At 66.6% G+C, this 16,111-nt stretch carries 17 protein-coding genes; 10 read left to right on the top strand and 7 right to left on the bottom strand.

Features of this window, described 5'->3' with window-relative positions:
- Positions 1-142: 142 nt before the first annotated feature.
- The 3 genes from IE158_RS07315 to IE158_RS07305 all read right to left on the bottom strand — a co-directional run bounded on the left by IE158_RS07315 (position 143) and on the right by IE158_RS07305 (position 2,340).
- Complete coding sequence (locus IE158_RS07315) at positions 143-1,042, bottom strand: NAD(P)-dependent oxidoreductase (protein WP_189643006.1); 900 nt, start codon at positions 1,040-1,042, stop codon at positions 143-145.
- Complete coding sequence (locus tag IE158_RS07310) at positions 1,039-1,686, bottom strand: GNAT family N-acetyltransferase (protein ID WP_229838983.1); 648 nt, start codon at positions 1,684-1,686, stop codon at positions 1,039-1,041. The genes IE158_RS07315 and IE158_RS07310 overlap by 4 nt, the downstream gene beginning before the upstream one ends.
- 180 nt (positions 1,687-1,866) lie before the next feature.
- Positions 1,867-2,340 (bottom strand): penicillin-binding protein, encoded by a 474-nt coding sequence (locus IE158_RS07305; RefSeq protein ID WP_229838982.1) that lies wholly within the window; start codon positions 2,338-2,340, stop codon positions 1,867-1,869.
- A gap of 90 nt (positions 2,341-2,430) precedes the next feature.
- Here IE158_RS07305 and IE158_RS07300 point away from each other — a divergent pair, with 90 nt between their 5' ends.
- The 4 genes from IE158_RS07300 to IE158_RS07285 all read left to right on the top strand — a co-directional run bounded on the left by IE158_RS07300 (position 2,431) and on the right by IE158_RS07285 (position 7,330).
- Entirely contained in the window at positions 2,431-3,147 is a 717-nt protein-coding gene (locus tag IE158_RS07300) for an ABC transporter ATP-binding protein (RefSeq protein WP_189643004.1), read from the top strand.
- Positions 3,144-4,031, top strand: coding sequence for a glucodextranase DOMON-like domain-containing protein (locus tag IE158_RS07295; protein ID WP_229838981.1), 888 nt, complete (start codon positions 3,144-3,146; stop codon positions 4,029-4,031). Before IE158_RS07300 ends, IE158_RS07295 begins: the two co-directional genes overlap by 4 nt.
- A 74-nt stretch (positions 4,032-4,105) precedes the next feature.
- The gene (locus tag IE158_RS07290; protein ID WP_189643003.1) at positions 4,106-6,325 is read left to right on the top strand and encodes a S8 family serine peptidase; all 2,220 of its coding nucleotides are present in this window, start codon (positions 4,106-4,108) and stop codon (positions 6,323-6,325) included.
- Positions 6,326-6,493: 168 nt separating this feature from the next.
- The gene (locus IE158_RS07285; RefSeq protein ID WP_189643043.1) at positions 6,494-7,330 is read left to right on the top strand and encodes a serine/threonine-protein kinase; all 837 of its coding nucleotides are present in this window, start codon (positions 6,494-6,496) and stop codon (positions 7,328-7,330) included.
- A 21-nt stretch (positions 7,331-7,351) separates the two neighbouring features.
- Here the strand turns inward: IE158_RS07285 and IE158_RS07280 are convergent, their stop codons facing one another.
- The 4 genes from IE158_RS07280 to IE158_RS07265 form a co-directional block, all read right to left on the bottom strand.
- Positions 7,352-8,530, bottom strand: a complete 1,179-nt coding sequence (locus IE158_RS07280) for an LCP family protein (protein WP_189643002.1) — start codon at positions 8,528-8,530, stop codon at positions 7,352-7,354.
- A gap of 247 nt (positions 8,531-8,777) precedes the next feature.
- Entirely contained in the window at positions 8,778-8,939 is a 162-nt protein-coding gene (locus IE158_RS07275) for a hypothetical protein (RefSeq protein WP_189643001.1), read from the bottom strand.
- Positions 8,940-9,019: 80 nt separating this feature from the next.
- A complete protein-coding gene (locus IE158_RS07270) occupies positions 9,020-10,297 on the bottom strand; it encodes an MFS transporter (protein WP_189643000.1) in 1,278 nt (425 codons plus the stop codon).
- 210 nt (positions 10,298-10,507) lie between these two features.
- Complete coding sequence (locus IE158_RS07265) at positions 10,508-10,807, bottom strand: hypothetical protein (RefSeq protein WP_189642999.1); 300 nt, start codon at positions 10,805-10,807, stop codon at positions 10,508-10,510.
- A 78-nt stretch (positions 10,808-10,885) separates the two neighbouring features.
- On the opposite strand from IE158_RS07265, the gene map reads away from it, so the two are divergent.
- From map to IE158_RS07235, 6 genes are all read left to right on the top strand, one after another.
- A complete protein-coding gene (map, locus tag IE158_RS07260; protein ID WP_373295830.1) occupies positions 10,886-11,656 on the top strand; it encodes a type I methionyl aminopeptidase in 771 nt (256 codons plus the stop codon).
- 107 nt (positions 11,657-11,763) lie between these two features.
- Positions 11,764-12,426 (top strand): AzlC family ABC transporter permease, encoded by a 663-nt coding sequence (locus IE158_RS07255; RefSeq protein WP_189642998.1) that lies wholly within the window; start codon positions 11,764-11,766, stop codon positions 12,424-12,426.
- Positions 12,423-12,719 (top strand): AzlD domain-containing protein, encoded by a 297-nt coding sequence (locus IE158_RS07250; RefSeq protein WP_189642997.1) that lies wholly within the window; start codon positions 12,423-12,425, stop codon positions 12,717-12,719. The genes IE158_RS07255 and IE158_RS07250 overlap by 4 nt, the downstream gene beginning before the upstream one ends.
- A 61-nt stretch (positions 12,720-12,780) precedes the next feature.
- Positions 12,781-14,397 carry a PASTA domain-containing protein gene (locus tag IE158_RS07245; protein ID WP_189642996.1) on the top strand — a complete coding sequence of 539 codons (1,617 nt, stop codon included), beginning with the start codon at positions 12,781-12,783 and terminating at the stop codon, positions 14,395-14,397.
- A gap of 95 nt (positions 14,398-14,492) precedes the next feature.
- On the top strand, positions 14,493-15,638 hold the full coding sequence (locus IE158_RS07240; protein ID WP_189642995.1) for a cysteine desulfurase family protein: 1,146 nt from the start codon (positions 14,493-14,495) through the stop codon (positions 15,636-15,638).
- A gap of 150 nt (positions 15,639-15,788) precedes the next feature.
- Entirely contained in the window at positions 15,789-16,049 is a 261-nt protein-coding gene (locus tag IE158_RS07235) for a hypothetical protein (protein WP_189642994.1), read from the top strand.
- Positions 16,050-16,111: the final 62 nt, after the last annotated feature.

Below are 16,111 nucleotides of genomic sequence, written 5' to 3'. Positions count from 1 at the left end.
TCTGGAGAAGCAGTACCTTTCTATTTCATCTGGGCTCCACAGTGTTGCCGGTCCCGCAGTGCGTATCGCTCGCCTAGGTTGCTGTACCGGTTCTTCCCACTGGGCGATATCGCTGCTTTTGGCGATATCACCCCACTCTGTATCAGTACCCGCGTCCGGTGTCCACTTCGCCTTCTGGCTGCTTGCCTTGGAGCAGGGCTTGCAAGAAGGCTCCGGCATAATCGGCGGCCCGCTCGTTCAGGTCGGCGGTGGCACTGCCGACGTGGGGAGTAAGAATCACATTGTCCAGGCTCCAGAGGGGATGCCCGGCGGGGAGCGGTTCGGGTTCAGTCACATCCAGCAGAGCGCCGCCCAGGTGACCCCCGCGCAGCACCTCCACCAAGTCGTCCTGCACGACCAGGTCGCCGCGTCCGATGTTGTATAGCCAGGCCCCAGGTTTCATGCCGCGCAGGAATTCAGCGTCAATACTGCCCCGCGTGTCTGGCGTGCTGGGCAGCAACAGCACCAGAAAGTCGGCCTGGGCACGCACCTCGGCTTTCTCCTGCTCACTGCTGCCGCTGCGGACGGTGAACACCTCAGCGCCGAACGGCTCCAGCAGACGCTCAATTTCGCGCCCAATGTGGCCGTAGCCCCACAGGGCCACCCGTTGGCCTTGCAGCGTATGCATTCGCTCAGGCAGGCGCTGCCACTGTCCCTCACGCTGCGCATCACGGTAGGTGTGCAGCTGCCGCGATGCCGCCAGCAGGCCAGCCACCACATGCACGGCGACGGCGTGGGCGTGGAGGGCGTTGGCATTGAACAGCCGCACGCCCTGCGGCAAGTCGGGCGCGAGGTGGTCCACTCCGGCGGTCAGGGTCAGCACCCACTGCACGCCTGGCGTGTTCATCAGGGCGCGGCGCTGGGCCTGCTCCACGCCCAGCAAAAAGATCACGCCATCGGCCTGGTCAAAGGTCTGGCCGTCTTGGGAGCGGTAGGGCAGCAGCTCGGCACCATGCTTGGCCAAACTCTGGAAGGCGGGCAGGTCGGGAACAATCACTTTCATGAGGGACCTCCAATTGGGGAAGGAGCAAGCGGGGAAGAAGAGGCAGCAGGGACAGAAGAGACGGAATCAGGGTGCCGGGCCAGCCAATCCTCGCGGCGCAGTTCCATGTTGACTTCGGTGTGGCCTCGCTGCTCAAAGCGGCCCTTTTCCTCAAAGCCCACGCGCCTAAAAGCCGTCTGTGCGCGCTGGTTGCTGCCCAGGGTGCTCAGGCGGATGCGCTCTAGCGCTGGGTCAGGGCTGCCCGGCACTGCACCAAAACCCCAGGCAAGCAGAGCGTTGAGCGTGTCCTGCCCGTAGCCCTGACCCCAGGAGGAGCGGGCCAGCATCACCCCCAGCGTGGCGCGGGTGGGCTGGGCCGGGCGCGCCGGGCCAAAACCGTACAGTTCGGCGTTGCCGACCAGGTGCCCGCCGACCATCACCCCAAAGCTCATGCGCTCGTGGCCTTGCTCGGCCAGCAGCAGCAACCGGAACATCCAGCGCGGAATGCGGGTCGGCTCGGCAGCATTCAGGCGGGCCAGCTCCGGGTCGCGGTACAGCGCATAGAGCGCGTGCCAGTCGGCCCGGCGCAACTGCCGCAGCTCAAGCAGCTGGACCTGACCCCACTGGACCGCGGGCTGGGGAGAGGGCGCGGAGCGGCGGAACACCATCCCAGTCTAGTGCATTTGACAAAAGGAACAGATGATTTCTCTGCGGGCAGAGCGGGAAAAGTGTTGAGCAGGACGGCAATTGGAGTGATGCAGCTGCCCCTTTGCCCATCGCGCCATTTGCAGCGTTGCTGTGGGGTCAAGGTCTGGGGGCTGAAAGCGTGGGTCTGAAGGCGTGCGTCAAAGGTTCTCAGGTTTTGGCCTGGTGTCTATGGCCGCGCCCTGGTCTATAGCCACTTGCTCCGCATCAAATTCTCCCTCCCAGACGTTCATCAGCCGTCCGTCTTGGACAAGCAAGATGGTGGGATACTGCGCCACACGCAGCTGCCGGGCAAAGCGGCCTGCGTCCTCACCGTGCCACGGCGTGACGGGTGCGCGGGCGGTGCGGCGCAGGTCACCCTCTGCGAACACCGCCCGCACCGGCAGGCCACTGGCAAGCGTGGCGTCCCACAGCCCGGCCATGTCGCCGCAGCCGGACCCATACACCACCACCAGCTCACGCCCCTGCGCCGCCCAGGGATGGGCCGGCAGCGTGTCGCCCAGGCGCACCTTGGCCTCGGCGGAGGGCAGGCCAAGGGTGAGCAGCAGCGTGGCGAGAGGCGCGTGGCGGGCCAGTCGGTGCAGCGTGCGGCGGGCCGTGGGCACAGGGGTCATGCACCCAGTGTGCCCGTGCCCGGTGATGTGGGCGTGAGCGCTGGATGCATGTTCCGGAGCAGGGGCTTCTGTCAGGATTCATGCTCTAGCATGGCGGGCGTGAAGCCTGGCCCTGCCTATTCTCAGCCTGCGCCCCCCGCCCCCGCCACTGTGCCTTATGCCCTGTACGCCGCTGACCTGTCACATTCCTTTGGAGAGCGGGCCGTGCTGCACGCGGTCAGCTTGGGTGTGGCCCCCGGCGAGGTGGTGGCGGTGACTGGCCCTTCGGGCAGCGGCAAGTCCACCCTGCTGCACCTGCTGGGCGGGCTGGACACGCCCGGCAGCGGCGAGGTGTGGTGGGGACAGACGCGCATAGACACCCTGGGCACCCAGGCGCGGGCAGCGCTGCGGGCCTCATCGCTGGGATTCGTATTTCAGCATCATTACCTGCTCGAAGACCTGAGCGTGGCCGAGAACCTGGAAGTGCCGCTGCTGCTGGCCGGGCAAGCGGGCGGACGTAAGCGGGTTCAGGAGCTGCTGGACGCAGTGGGCCTGGGCGGACGCGGCGCAGAAAGCACCGGCGTGCTGAGCGGCGGCGAGCGGCAGCGCATTGCCATTGCGCGGGCGCTGGCTTCGCGGCCCCGCGCTCTGCTGGCCGACGAACCGACAGGCAGCCTGGACCAGCAAAATGCCCGCGCCGCCGCCGCGCTGATGTTCGACCTGGCCCGTCGCCAGGGCACCGGCGTGCTGCTGGTCACCCATGATGAGACGCTGGCCGCACAGGCAGACCGCCGCCTGCATTTGATTGATGGAGTGCTGAGCGCGTGAACAGGGGGACCCGCTTCGCGGCCCTGATGGCCCTGCTGACTGCGCTCCCGGCGCAGGCCCAGGCGTATCAGTCGCGTGAGCCGCTGCTGCGTGTGACCGACCCTACCGGTGATGCCCACGGAGACGGCAGCGCCGAACTGCCCACCCAGCCCGCCCTCTTGCCCGAAGCGCTGGACCTGCGCTCCTTTGAGGTGTGGCCGCGTGGCCGCGTGCTGACCTTCCGCACCGAATTTGGAACGCTGCAAAATCCCTGGAACGCTCCCGGCGGCTTCTCGGCACAGACACTGGACATCTTTATTGGCACCCGCTCGGGCGGCGAGAGCACGCTGGCCGACCTGAACCTGCGGACCGAGGGCGGTGGCTGGCAGTATCACCTGCGCGTGACTGGGCAGGGGGCCCACTGGGCCCACGCTTCGGAACCGGCGGGCCCAGAAACGCCCGGTACCGGAGCGGCAGGTCCTGGGGTGCAGCCTGAGTCTGCTGCTCCTGCGCTGCCGCCCCCGCCGCAGGTCCGCACCGAGGGAGGCAACACCCTGGTAATTGACACCGAATTGCCGCGTGGCCGCTACGCCTACTGGGTGACCAGTTCGGTGTATTCGCCCATGTCGGCAGGAGGAGTGCTGCAGCCGGGGGGCAGCGGGCCTTTTTCGGTCCGTGTCCCGGCTGGCCGCGCCCCGGTGCCGGTGCCGCTGGATGTCCTGGCGGAAGAAGCCTCGCCCCAGCCCTTTAACCTGGGTCAGCTGGCTCCGGTGGGCCGCCTGAATGACTTCCGGCCCTGGCTGCTGTGGGGCCTGGGCCTGCTGGGGCTCACACTGGCCGCAGGAGCATCTATCTCGCTGTGGCGGACTCCCCGTGAAGAGGTGCTGCTGCTGCCCCGGCGCTGAGGGCACGCCCCCTTTATGAGGAGGGGAGGGCCACCCTTCATCCCCCGGCCCCCGGTTTGGGCCATGCTGTAGCCATGTTGTCTCCTTTCCGGCGCTCTCACTTGGCCCTGGCTGGCCTGCTGCCCGCTCTGCTGCTGGGGTGTGTGCAGCAACCTGCGCCGCAGCCTCCGGTCAGCGCGCCGCCTGCCCTGCCACCCGATGGATGTGATGGCTGCATGACGCCGCCTGAAGGTGCGGTGACCCTGGACCTGGGCTATGCCGAGCAGGGCCGCATCGAAAAGGCTTTTGCAGGCAACTGGCGGGTCGAACAGAAGCCCGCCTGGCTCTCGCTGACCACAGTCAAGAACCCCGCCGACAAGACACTGGTGCTGGATATTAATGGGGTGGACCGCAACGTAGCGGTGGCCCCAGACGCCGCGCAGCCTCAGCTGGGTGGAGTGATACGCATTCGCTGGCAAGCGCCGGGCAGCACCGAATGGATCACCTCAAAGTGGACGGTGCAGGCCCGCCGCTTTGTGCTGAGTGGGCAGGTGCAGTGGCCAGAAGTGAGTGGCGAGGACGCCACCCCCACCCCTGAAGATGTCCAGCCCCCCGCTGCGGGCGAGGCAACTCAGGTCATCGTGAAGTACCGCGCCGCCGCTGTGGCGCAGGCGGTGGGTGCGCAGTTGGAGCAGGTCCCGGGCACAGCTGTAGGCTCTGGTCTGGGTGCGCTGAGTGGTGTGCAGAGGCAAGCGGCGCTGGACTCGGCGGGCCGCTGGCAGCGCGGCGCGGCGCAGGTGGCTGGTCAGCTGGGCGGGCAGACGCTGCTGGCCGAAGCCGCCGACCCAGAAGCCCTGGCCGCGCTGCTCCGCCAGGACCCAGCAGTGGAGTACGCCGTGGTCAGTGCCCCGCTGAGGAGCCAGCAAGCGGTCACATCGCCGCAGGCGCTGGCGCAGCCGGTGGTGCCCAGTGACCAGTACGCGCCCCTACAATGGGCGTTCCGTACCCTGGGCTACGGCGCTGTGTGGCGCGATATAGAAGCTGGAGGCTACACCCGGCCAGTGACCGTGGCGGTGCTCGACAGCGGAGTGCGCTACGACCATCCCGATCTGCAAGGCCAACTGCTGACCAGTCAGGAAGGCGCGCTCGACGTGCTGGGATTTGTGCCCGCCGCCCCCGGCCAGTCGGCCTACGACAATGGCGACGGCGACGGAGCAGACCGCGATCCCACCGATCCCGCCTTCCAGGGCCGCGCCCCGCAGAGTCACGGCACCCATGTGAGCGGCATCATTGCGGCTCGCTGGGGAGAGCAGGCGCTCAGCAATCCCAAGTGGAGCCCCAGCGGCGTGGTGGGGGCGGCCTACCGTGCGCCGGTCCGCATTCTGCCGGTGCGCGTGATTGACGCCCTGGGCAATACCGATGTGGCCCAGGTGGTGGCGGGGATTCGCTACGCAGCGGGCCAGACCGTGACGCTGGACGGGCAGACGTTCCGTAACCCTGCGCCGGTACAGGTCATGAACCTGAGCTTGGGTGGGCAGATCAGTGCAGCCCAGGCGCAGCCGATGTGTGACGCCGTGGCCGAGGCCCGCGCTGCCGGGGTGCTGGTGGTCGCGGCAGCGGGCAACTATTCCGGGACGACGCCGGTGTATCCAGCGGCCTGCCCCGCTGCGCTGGCGGTGGGAAGTGTGACTCTGTCGGGTGCTTCGGCTCCCCGCCACTCTGAGTTCTCGAACCGTTTCGCTGAGGTGGCCCTCAGTGCGCCGGGGGGGACCGGACTGGGCACCACCTTCAACGGCGGAACCCTGAACAAAACACCAGTGCCCGACCAGATTTTCTCTACCGATTGGGACTATGCCAAGAATGAGCCGCGCTACGCTTTCCAGGCGGGCACTTCGCAGGCCGCGCCGCAGGTGAGTGCTCTGGCGGCGCTGCTGCTGTCCAAAGGCGTGACTGCCGGCCCGGCGGACACGGCAGACCGCCTGACGGCCACGGCCACTGACCTGGGCGCAGCTGGCCGCGACGAGTATTTCGGCTACGGCATGATCAACCCAGCCGCCGCGCTGGGAGCGCCGCCTGTCAGCGCCACTCCCGGCTTTTCATTGCAGTCGGACCGGGGCCAGAGTTATCAGCCTCCACTGGATGCCGAGGGACGCTTCACGGCCTACCTGGGGGCGGGCACGTTTACCCTGCGCGGCGGCATAGACCGCAGCGGCAACGGTCTGGCTGGCGAGTACGGCGAGGCGGGCGCAGAAGTCTCGGGCACCCTCAGCGCCGCGCAGCCCGAAGTCCAGCTGGCACCGCTCCAGCTGCGCTGAATCTGGTTTGCAGAGCTGGGCAGAGAATGGGGGGTTCCAGTGAGAAGAGGGACTGGTCTGACTTCCCCCCGCCTCTGCATGCGTGTGCTTAGGCTGCTGTAGTGGGGTGGGATTTCCCAGGCCGGGATTGTCAGAATTCTTTATAGACCATGCGCTAGCGTGAAATTTATGGCACTGGCAGGCAAGCGACTGGAGGGGGGAATCCGTCTGGTGCGCCCGGTGGGCACGGGCTCGCACGCTGTGGCGTACCTGGCGGTGACTCCTGGCGGTCAGCCCTGCACCGTCAAGCTGTTTCGGCCCTCAATGCTGGCCCATGCCCAGCGTGAGTTGGAGGTGGGCCAGCAGTTTCGCCACCAGCGGCTGGCCCGCATCGTGCGGCTGACCCAACTGGGCGAATACCCCGCCCTGATCATGAGCTGGGTGCCTGGAGATACGCTGTTTGCCCACTACCGTCAGCGCCCGGCTCTGCGCTGCGAACCCTACGCTTACCTGACCACCCTGGCCGACGTGCTCGAAGGCCTGGACCATATGCACCGCCTGGGTACGCTGCACCGCGACGTGAAGCCCGACAACATTTTGGTGCAGCCTTCGGGGCATGCCACGTTGGTGGATTATGACCTCAGCGGGCCGCTTGGCGAGGACCTGTCTGGACAGATTGGCACGCCTGCGTTCCGCAGTCCCGAGGCCGAGATGGGCGCTGGCTTAGGCCCGCAGAGCGACCTGTACGGGGTGGGTCTGCTGCTGTACTGGGGGCTCTGGGGGGCGCTGCCGGAGCCGGAGAGTGCGCCGCTGCCTGCCGGGGGCTGCTCTCAGCTGCCTTTTCAGCACCAGGCTGAGGCGCTCACCCATCAGCTGCTCAGGCCGCAGGCTGGGGTCCGTCCGTCTTCGGCCTCTGCGGTACGCGCACAGCTGCTGAACTGGCGCACCCAGGTGAGTGCCCCTGTCGCGCCAAGTTTGCCCCCGCTCCGGCTCGAAGCCCCGGTGGCTGGGCGCGAGCGGGGCTAGCTCCGGTTTCTGGGGGTAGGCTCAGGGCAGCGGAACGTCCGCCCCCAGGCGAATCACCAGGTCACTGCCGTCTGGATTGGGGGTGGTGTCGGCTTCTCCGAAGTTGAGCAGCGCCTGGACCTGCTCGGCGGCGGGGCCCTGAATCTGCGTAGTGGCGAGCGGGCCTTCACCGTTGCCCACGGTCAGGTTGTTAAAGCCCTGTGCACGTAGCGTATCGGCCAGCCTGCCCGCGCTGCCCGAAGGTGCGCCCACGTTCAGGATGGTGACCGACATATCGGTATTGAGGGCTGCTGCCTGAACATCGTGGTCGCCTGTGTCCGAGTGTGTCTGGGCCTGACCGCTGAATTCCCGCGTCACCAGCTCACGCAGCGCGGCGTGGTCTACGGCCCAGGTGCCCCGCTCTCCAAAGTCCCCCGGCACCATGAAGGTGTTGACTTTGGGGCCGTGCAGGGCGGCGGCCAGCACCGCGCCCACCTCGCTGCGTGTCAGGTCGGACTTGGTGTTGGCGTTCAGGGCCCCGGCCACCACCGGCCAGCGCCACCAGTTCAGCGGCTGCTTGAGCTGCCCCGTAAAAGCAGTCACGAACTGCTGCTGGCGTCCGATCCGGCCAATGTCGCTGAGGTTGTCATGGCGAAAGCGGAGAAAGCCTTCCATCTGCTCGCCGTTCAGCCGCTGCACACCCGGCCTCAGGTCAATGTGCAGCCCCCCGGCGTTGTCGTCGTACTTCATGGGCTGCTTGACTTCTACAGTCACGCCGCCAGCCGCGTCAGTCACGGAACGCACGGCGTGCAGCGAGAGCAGCGCGTAGCCGTCCACCGGCAGCCCGGTCAGGTCACCGACTGTCTGCGTGAGCAGGTCGGGGCCGCCACGTGCGTTGCTGGCATTGATTTTGCTCATGCCTACGCCGGGAATTTCGACCCACGAGTCGCGGGGCACCGACAGCAGCTTGACGGTGCCGTCAGGGTGAATCTGCGCCAGCATGATGGTATCGGTCAGGCCCGTAAAGTCTTCGGGGGCTGCCGGATAAGGCCAGATGGCGCTGGGAGGATATTTGGGAGTCACGCCAGCCAGCAGGATGTTCAGTGGCCGGTCCGAGGGCTGGGGGAGGGTGCCGTAGCGGGCCAGCGCCGGAGCAGCTGGGGCCAGCAGGGCCAGGAAAGCGGCCATCAGCAGGCCAAGAACGGTGAAACTTACACGCACGCTCCGCAGTCTAGCCCGCAGTGCGTGAGAAACGGCGCGGAAAGGTACGGCGGCCATCCCAGATATGGGCGGCTGGGGGCAAAGGGGCATAGAAGCCTGATTCCACTGCACTGTGGGAAGACCAGCTGACAAAACATTGCGATTTTTGCTGCACACAAACCGGGGAGAGAAGCCCGAGCAGAGCGGCGAATAGAGTGATCTGGAATAGTTGATCCTCAATCACTCTATTTGGACTTGCCAAGCTGCTTCAGATAAACAGCGGCGCTTCGCTGTCGTCCTGCCCGGCACCGGCGGAGCGGGAGCGGTCATAGTACATCGCCGCAGCGAGGCCCAGGGCCGCGCCCAGCGTGACCAGCGCGATAACCCAGGGCAAAGTGTCTTTTTGGGCTTGGTCTTTTCGGGCTTGCATGGTTTCAGAATACATGCTGGTACACATTCGGGGCCGCCATCTGGGACGCGGCCCACTTGAACCCTACCGGCTGGAGCGGCTTACCCTTTTTTGCCCTTTTCGGCTTGCTGGGGCAGCGTGCGGGGCAGTTGCCGCCACAGCGCCAGCAGGCTGAGCGCACCGAGGGCCGCCACCACGCTCAGGCCCCAGTGTGGACCCAGCGGCCCTGTCTTGCCGATCATGAAGCTGACAAAGATGGCGCTGGGCGGCCCCATTCCTGCCAGCACGAACGAGTAGAGGCTCATGACCCGTCCGCGCAGTTCGTCGGGGATGATCAGCTGCACGGTGCTGTTGGCACTCACCAAGAAGCTCAGCATGCCAAAGCCAGCCAGTGCCAGCAGCGGCAGCCCCAGCGTCGGCCCCGGCACCCAGGCAAAGGCGGCGGTGGCGCCCACCAGAATCAGTGCCCCCAGGCGCAGGAAGCGTACTGGATTGGGCTTGCTCGCCTGATACAGCGCTCCTGCGACGGCTCCAGCTCCGAACACCGCACTCATCAGGCCAAAGGCCGCCTCGCGGGCTCCAAACACCTCGCGCGCGAAGTACGGAATGACGATGTTGAAATTGATGACCGTCAAGCTGAGCAGTCCCACCAGCCACATCACGCTGGAGACATCATGGTTGCCGCGCACGTAGCGCAGGCCGTCACCGATTTGTTCCAGCACGCTGCCGCGTGGTGCGGCCTGGCGCGGCGGAAAGGGGAGGGTGGCAATCACATACATCACCAAAAAGAAAGACGCCACATTCAGATAAAACGGGAAAGCCAGCCGTGACAGCGCGCCCTCATCACCGCCGGCCAGCAGCGCCACGCCCCCGGCCACCACCAGGCCGAACAGCGCCTGCCCCGTGGTGCGGCTCACATTAAAGGAAAAGCTGTTGAGCGCAATCGCGTTGGCGACACTGCTGCGCGGTACCAAATCCACCACGATGCTCTGGCGAGCGGGCATGTCGAACGCCTGTGCCATCCCGTGCACGAAGGCCAGCCCCAGCACCAGCGGCAGCGTGACGATTTCCAGGTGGGTGCTGACGGCCAGGGCGGTGGCCGTCAGCAAAAAGCCGGTCTGCGTGAGCAGCAGCACAGTGCGCCGGGGCACCCGGTCCACAATCGCCCCGGCAAAGAGCGACAGTAGCAAGCTGGGCGTGAACTGCGCCGCCGTGACCCAGCCCAGCGCCGCCGAGCTGCCGCCGGTCAGCTCCAGCACCAGATACTGCTGCGCGGTGGTCTGCATCCAGGTACCAATCAGGCTCAGCAGCTGCGAACTCCAGTAGCGTCGGAACAGGTCGTGTCCCAGGGCGCTAAAGGTGCGCCGCAGCCAGCCCATGACGCCTCTTTCCGCGCCTTGCTGCGTGTGGTCCTGGTCCTGGGGGTCTTGCGGCGTACTTTCTGGTCCTTCCCGGTCTGGGGGACGGCCCGGGGCAGCCGGAGGTGTGCTGGAAGGGGAGGCGGCCATCTGACCAGCTTACGCCTGAGCTGGGTGATTCATTGTTTTTCCGTGCTTCTGACTGGTGGCTGCGGGCCCCTTGACCAGTTCTCAGGGGAAGGGAGCTTTGCCCGGCTGCCAGCAGCCTTCGGGGCCTCCCGTCCAGTGCCAGGGGTCTCCTATGGGGGGCCGCAGTGCCAGCGCCCGCGCGACTTCGGGCAGCGGTACGCGCCGTGCGAAGCGGGTGCGGGCGTGCCACTGACGGAGGGCCCGCTCGGCAGCGGTGCCCTGTAAGCCACGGAGCGCCGCCGCCGCACGGTTGACGGCCAAGTCAAACAGGGCCGCAGGAATTGCCCCAGGCAGCAGATCAGCTGGGGAGCCCGGCGGCAGGTCCGGTGGCGGGAGGGTCATGCTCACAGCATAGGGGCCAGTTCGCACCTCTCTACACGTTCCACCAGCCCCCACCGAGGTGCGCTAGGCTGAACTGTTATGAGTGCGCTGAGAAAAGTCTCTATCAAGAAACCTGCCGAAATCGAAATCATGCGCCGCGCAGGCGGACTGGTGGCCGAGACCTTCCGGGTGCTCGACCCCTTCGTCAAGCCTGGCGTGACCCTGGCCGAGCTGGACCGCATCGCGGAGGAGCACATCCGCGCCGCTGGAGCGCTGCCCGCTTACCTGGGCTACGGTCCCAAGTCCAACCCGTTTCCCGGCACCATCTGCGCCAGCGTGAACGAAGTCATCTGCCACGGCATCCCCGACGGGCGCGTGCTGCAAGAGGGTGACATCATCGGGGTAGATATCGGCGTGCTGCTGGACGGCTTTTATGGTGACGCCTGCCACACCTACGCGGTGGGTCAGGTCAGCCCGGAGGTGCAGGGCCTGGTGGACACCACCCGCGAGGCGCTGGACGCCGGGGTGGCCACCGTGCGCGCTGGCTCACGCCTGGGCGACATCGGCGCGGCCATTCAGGAGGTGGCCGAGCCACGCGGCTACTCGGTGGTCGAGGAATACACGGGGCACGGCATTGGCCGCCAGCTGCACGAAGACCCCACTGTGTTTCACCGGGGCGTGCGCTACACCGGCCTGAAGCTGGAAGAGGGCATGGTCTTTACCATCGAGCCGATGATCAACCTGGGTGCGGCCCCCACCGAGCTACTGGCCGACGGCTGGACGGTGGTCACCCGTGACCGCAGCCCCTCGGCGCAGTTCGAGCACACCCTGGTGGTCACCAAAAAGGGTGCTGACCTGCTCACGGTCTAAGTCAGCCGTAGGGGGCGCGTCCGATGCTCTAAGCTGAGCCCCACGTGGACGCCCCCTTACCTGACCATCATGCCTCTCAGCGTCACTTCCGACAGGGGTTCACCGCCATGTTGCCCCTCTGGCCGGGCATGCTGCCGTTCGCGGTGGCCTACGCGGTCACTGCGCGGGCGGCTGGCCTCAGCGTGTTCGACACTTGCCTGATGAGCCTGACCGTGTTCGGCGGGGCTTCGCAGTTTGCGGCGGCGGGGCTGTTTGCCCAGGGAGCCAGCGGCCTGGGGATTGTGCTGACCACTTTTTTGCTGAATGTGCGGCATGTGCTGTACGGGCTTTCGCTCTCACGCGACCTGGCCCTGACCCCGGTGCAGCGGCTCACCGCCGCGCAGTTTCTGACCGATGAAGCCTACGGCGTGGTCACGCTTGAAGCGCGCCAGGACCCGTCCAAGCGGACCTTCGCTTTCCTGCTAGGCGCGGAGCTGAGCCTGTTTACCGTGTGGAACCTCAGTACCCTGCTGGGCGCTTTGGGCGGTGAGGTGCTGCCTTCGCCGGAAGCTCTGGGCGCTGGAGTGATTTTTCCGCTGGCCTTTTTGGGCCTGCTGGTTCCCTTGCTGGTGGACCGCTTGACGCTGGTGGTGGCGCTGTTCTCCGGGCTGCTGGCCTGGGGGCTGGCGCAGCTGCTCCCCGGCGGACTGGTGGTGCTGGTTGCCGGCGTGGCCGGCGCACTGCTGGGGGCTTACTTCTCCACCCGCCGCACCCCGGAGGCTCAGGCGTGAGTGCCCTGGCCGTCATCCTGCTGATGTGGCTGGTCACGTATCTCCCGCGCTGGCTGGGCCTGAACCTGGGGCATCTGCAGCTGCCCGCATTCTGGCAAGCATTTTTGCGGTTCGTACCGGTCAGTGTCTTTCCGGCGCTGCTGGTGCCGGACGTGCTGGGCAGTCCTGAATGGCCGCAGCGGCTCATGGGCTGCGTGGTGGCGGTGGCCCTGCTGCTGCGCACCCGGCAACTGGCCCTGGGCATTCTGGGCGGATTTGCGGCTTACTGGCTGGCCCGTGTGCTGAGTGGCTGACTGCCACAGGGGCTGAACGGCTGGGGCATCCGGGCATGGGGTGGGGTATGCTGTACGGCGAATGACGGCAGAAGAAGTGCGAATCGGCGACAAATATACGGTGCTGCGCACGCTGGAGGAGCGGGGCAACCTGACCCTCAGCGAAGTGAGTGCCCCCGGTGGTGAGCTGCTGCGGCTGGCCTGGTTTGAGATTGACACGCCCGAGCAGCGCCGTGACTTTTTCGCTTACCGCGACGCCCTACGTGCGCTGAATCCCACTGGTCTGGTGGAACTGGTGGCGACCCCCGAGGCCAACTACGCCGTGTGGAGGCCGCTGGCAGGGCACACCCTGACCGACTTTGCGGCGCTGCCCTCCCGACCTGAAGAAAGCCTGGATGCGCTGCGGCTGATGACCCAGCACCTGGCCGAACACGGCTACGCCCTGACCGACGCCGAGGTCAAGATGACCGGGCGGCGCAGCGAGCAGGCGGAACTGGCGTATCTGGAACCTGCGCCCGAGCGGACCGACGCCGAGATTGCGCGCCTGAATGCTCCACTGCTGCGCCCCGTGTTTGAGGGGCGTACCCAGCGCCGCGGCGAACTGGGCTGGCTGAGCTTTGTGCCGGGACTGCTGCTGCTGGGAGCGGCTGGCTGGTACGGCTATCAGGCCGCGCAGGCGTACCTGAACCCCGAAGTGGGTGTGGTGCAGCAGGTGACGGGGCTGCCCGCCAACGAAGCCGCGCAGAAATTGGCCCAGAGTGGCTTCCGGGTTGCTTACGCTGAAGGTGAAGGCGGCGACGCAGCCATCGGCTCGGTGCTGCGCCAGGAGCCTGAAGGAGACACCAACATGCCGCTGGGCCGCCTGGTCACGCTGACGGTCAACAGCCCGCCCGACCTCACGGTGCCGCGCGTAGAAGACCTGTCGGTGGACCGCGCCACTGTGAACCTCAAGGAAAGCGGGTTCCGCCTGGGCACCGTGACCAAGATTGACGGCACCCCCACGCAGACCCCCGAAGGCCGCATCATCTCGCAGGACCCGCCTGCTGGCCTCTCCACCCAGCGCGGGCAGAGTGTCAATGTGCTGATTTCGACTGGGATTGCGGGCAAGGAAACCTGGATTCCTGACCTGACCGGCCTGGACTACACCTCGGCCCGCGAACACGCCCGCACCGCTGGACTGGTCATCACCGAGGTCAAGACCGAGGAAAGTGACCTGCCAGAGAACACGGTGATTTCGCAGACGCCCAAGCCCTATGCCCGTATCGGCAGCGGCGAGAAGATGACGCTGACGGTGGCGGCGCCCAAGTTCAGCGAGCCCCCGGCTGCGGTAGGGGCGCTGCCGGTGCCGCCCGCCTATGTGCCCCCGGCTCCGCCGCCTCCCTTGCCAGAGCCTGAAGTGCCCGCAGCCCCTGAGGTGCCGACTCCGGCCACAGGTCCTGACCCCATTCCGGCGACCCCGGCAGGGGAACAGGGCGCTCAACTCCGCAATGTTGAGCTGAACTACAGGTTCCCAGCTGATTTGCCCGCAGGCAGCTACTCGATTGTGGTGCGCGACGAGGCTGGACAGCGCGTGTTGATGGGTGCCACTTCGGGCGAGCAGTTGGCTGGGGCGCAGGCGTCCAGCACGGTGCAGGTTACCGGCCAGGCCACCTTCATCATCCTGCGCGACGGCGAGACGTTCGCTACCTCCACGCCCTAATCCCCAAGTGGTGCGTGGGGGAGAAGCCGGGGCCACGGGTCGCCGCTTCTCCCCCTGCCGCGTCCTGAGCTTGGCCCCAGGAAGGGAAATCCTGCATGATCTACCTTGACTACGCCGCCACCCACCCCATGACCCCCGCTGCCCTGGCTGCCTACGCTGAAGCGGCGGCCCTGCCGGGCAACCCGTCCAGCGTGCACGCCGCCGGACAGCAGGCCCGCGAGAAGCTGGAAGAAGGCCGCGCCCGTATGGCGCAGGTATTTGGCGTGGACCCCCGCCGCCTGACCCTGAACAGTGGCGGCACCGAGGGCGACAATGCGGTGCTGTTCGGAGTGGCGCAGGCGTATGAGACGCAGCATGGACGGCCAGGCCACCTGGTGACCAGCGCGGCTGAGCACTCTGCGGTGCTCGCTCCGGCCCGCGCCCTGGCCGAACGTGGCTGGGACGTGACCTTCTTGACCCCGGATGCCTGCGGACGCCTGGCCCCTGAGGCGCTGCGGGCGGCTCTACGTCCAGACACCGCTCTGGTCAGCCTGCACCATGCCAACAATGAGTTGGGTACGGTCCAGCCAACGGCGGAGTTGGCGGCCATTGCTGCCGCTGCTGGCGTGCCCTACCACACCGACGCAGTCCAGGCCCCCGGCGTGTTGCCGGTGTCGCTGGAAGACTGGGGGGTCAGCTACGCCACGTTCAGCGCCCACAAATGGGGTGGCCCACGTGGGGTCGGCGTGCTGTATTCGGCGCGTGGGCATGACCTACCGCCGCAGCAGATAGGTGGAGGACAGGAGAGTGGGCTGCGGGCAGGCACTCAGAACACCGCTGGGGTCTACGCGGCGGGCGTGGCCCTGACCGCTGCCGAGGACGTGCGTGAGGCCACCTTTGCCCATCTCACTGCGCTGCGCCGTGCCTTCATGGACGCGGTGGGCGAGTTGCCTGGCCTGCGCTGGAACCATCCGCCGGACGGCCCTGGCTCCAGTCCCAAAGTCGCCAGCCTGACCCTGAGCGGCGCTGACGGCGAAGCCCTGCTGATGAATCTGGACATGGCTGGCGTCTGCGCCAGTGCGGGCAGTGCCTGTGCGGCGGGCACCATGCAGCCGAGCCACGTGCTGAGCGCCATCGGGCACAGCGAAGCTGACGCCCGCAGCAGCCTGCGCTTTAGCTTTGGGGCAGCCACTACGCTGGAAGAAGTGCAGCGGGCAGGAGCGGCACTACGGCAAGCAGCGGAGTGGTCGCGGTTGGGCTAAAGGGGCCGCACAGAAGTGCGGCAGGGTAAGGGGCTTTCGAGTCTTCGAACTCGGGCCTTTGAACAGTTGCCGTTGGAATGGAACTGTTTGATGCACGGGCCAAGAGGTGTACCAGAGCTGTAAGGCAAGGTGTGGTTTTGTGGCTGCATTATGGCAAGCAGGCAAGTCAGAACCCATCCCTGGACGGGCCGGGCCACAAGCTTGGTGTGGTCGCTGTTGCTGGGACTTTGCATCACTTCTGGTCCGGCGCAGGCCGCCATCAGTCAGGTCAACTACACTCTGACCTTTGACGGAGTCTCCGATGCGGACGGCGCATTTGACCCAAAGGCGGGCCCTGGATTCGATACTGGTCCCAACAATGCCATTGTCCGCACCAATGACCTGGTTGAGTACACTGTGGCGCTTGGCTGACTACCCCTCAAAACGTGGGACAAGCCGTGCCAGACGGCTCCAATTTTCAGGGCTTGGGTGGC

Source organism: Deinococcus piscis (assembly GCF_014653275.1).
Taxonomy (GTDB): Bacteria; Deinococcota; Deinococci; order Deinococcales; family Deinococcaceae; genus Deinococcus; species Deinococcus piscis.
The sequence above is the reverse complement of the archived record's forward strand: the minus strand, read 5'-3'. Positions and strand labels throughout refer to the sequence as shown.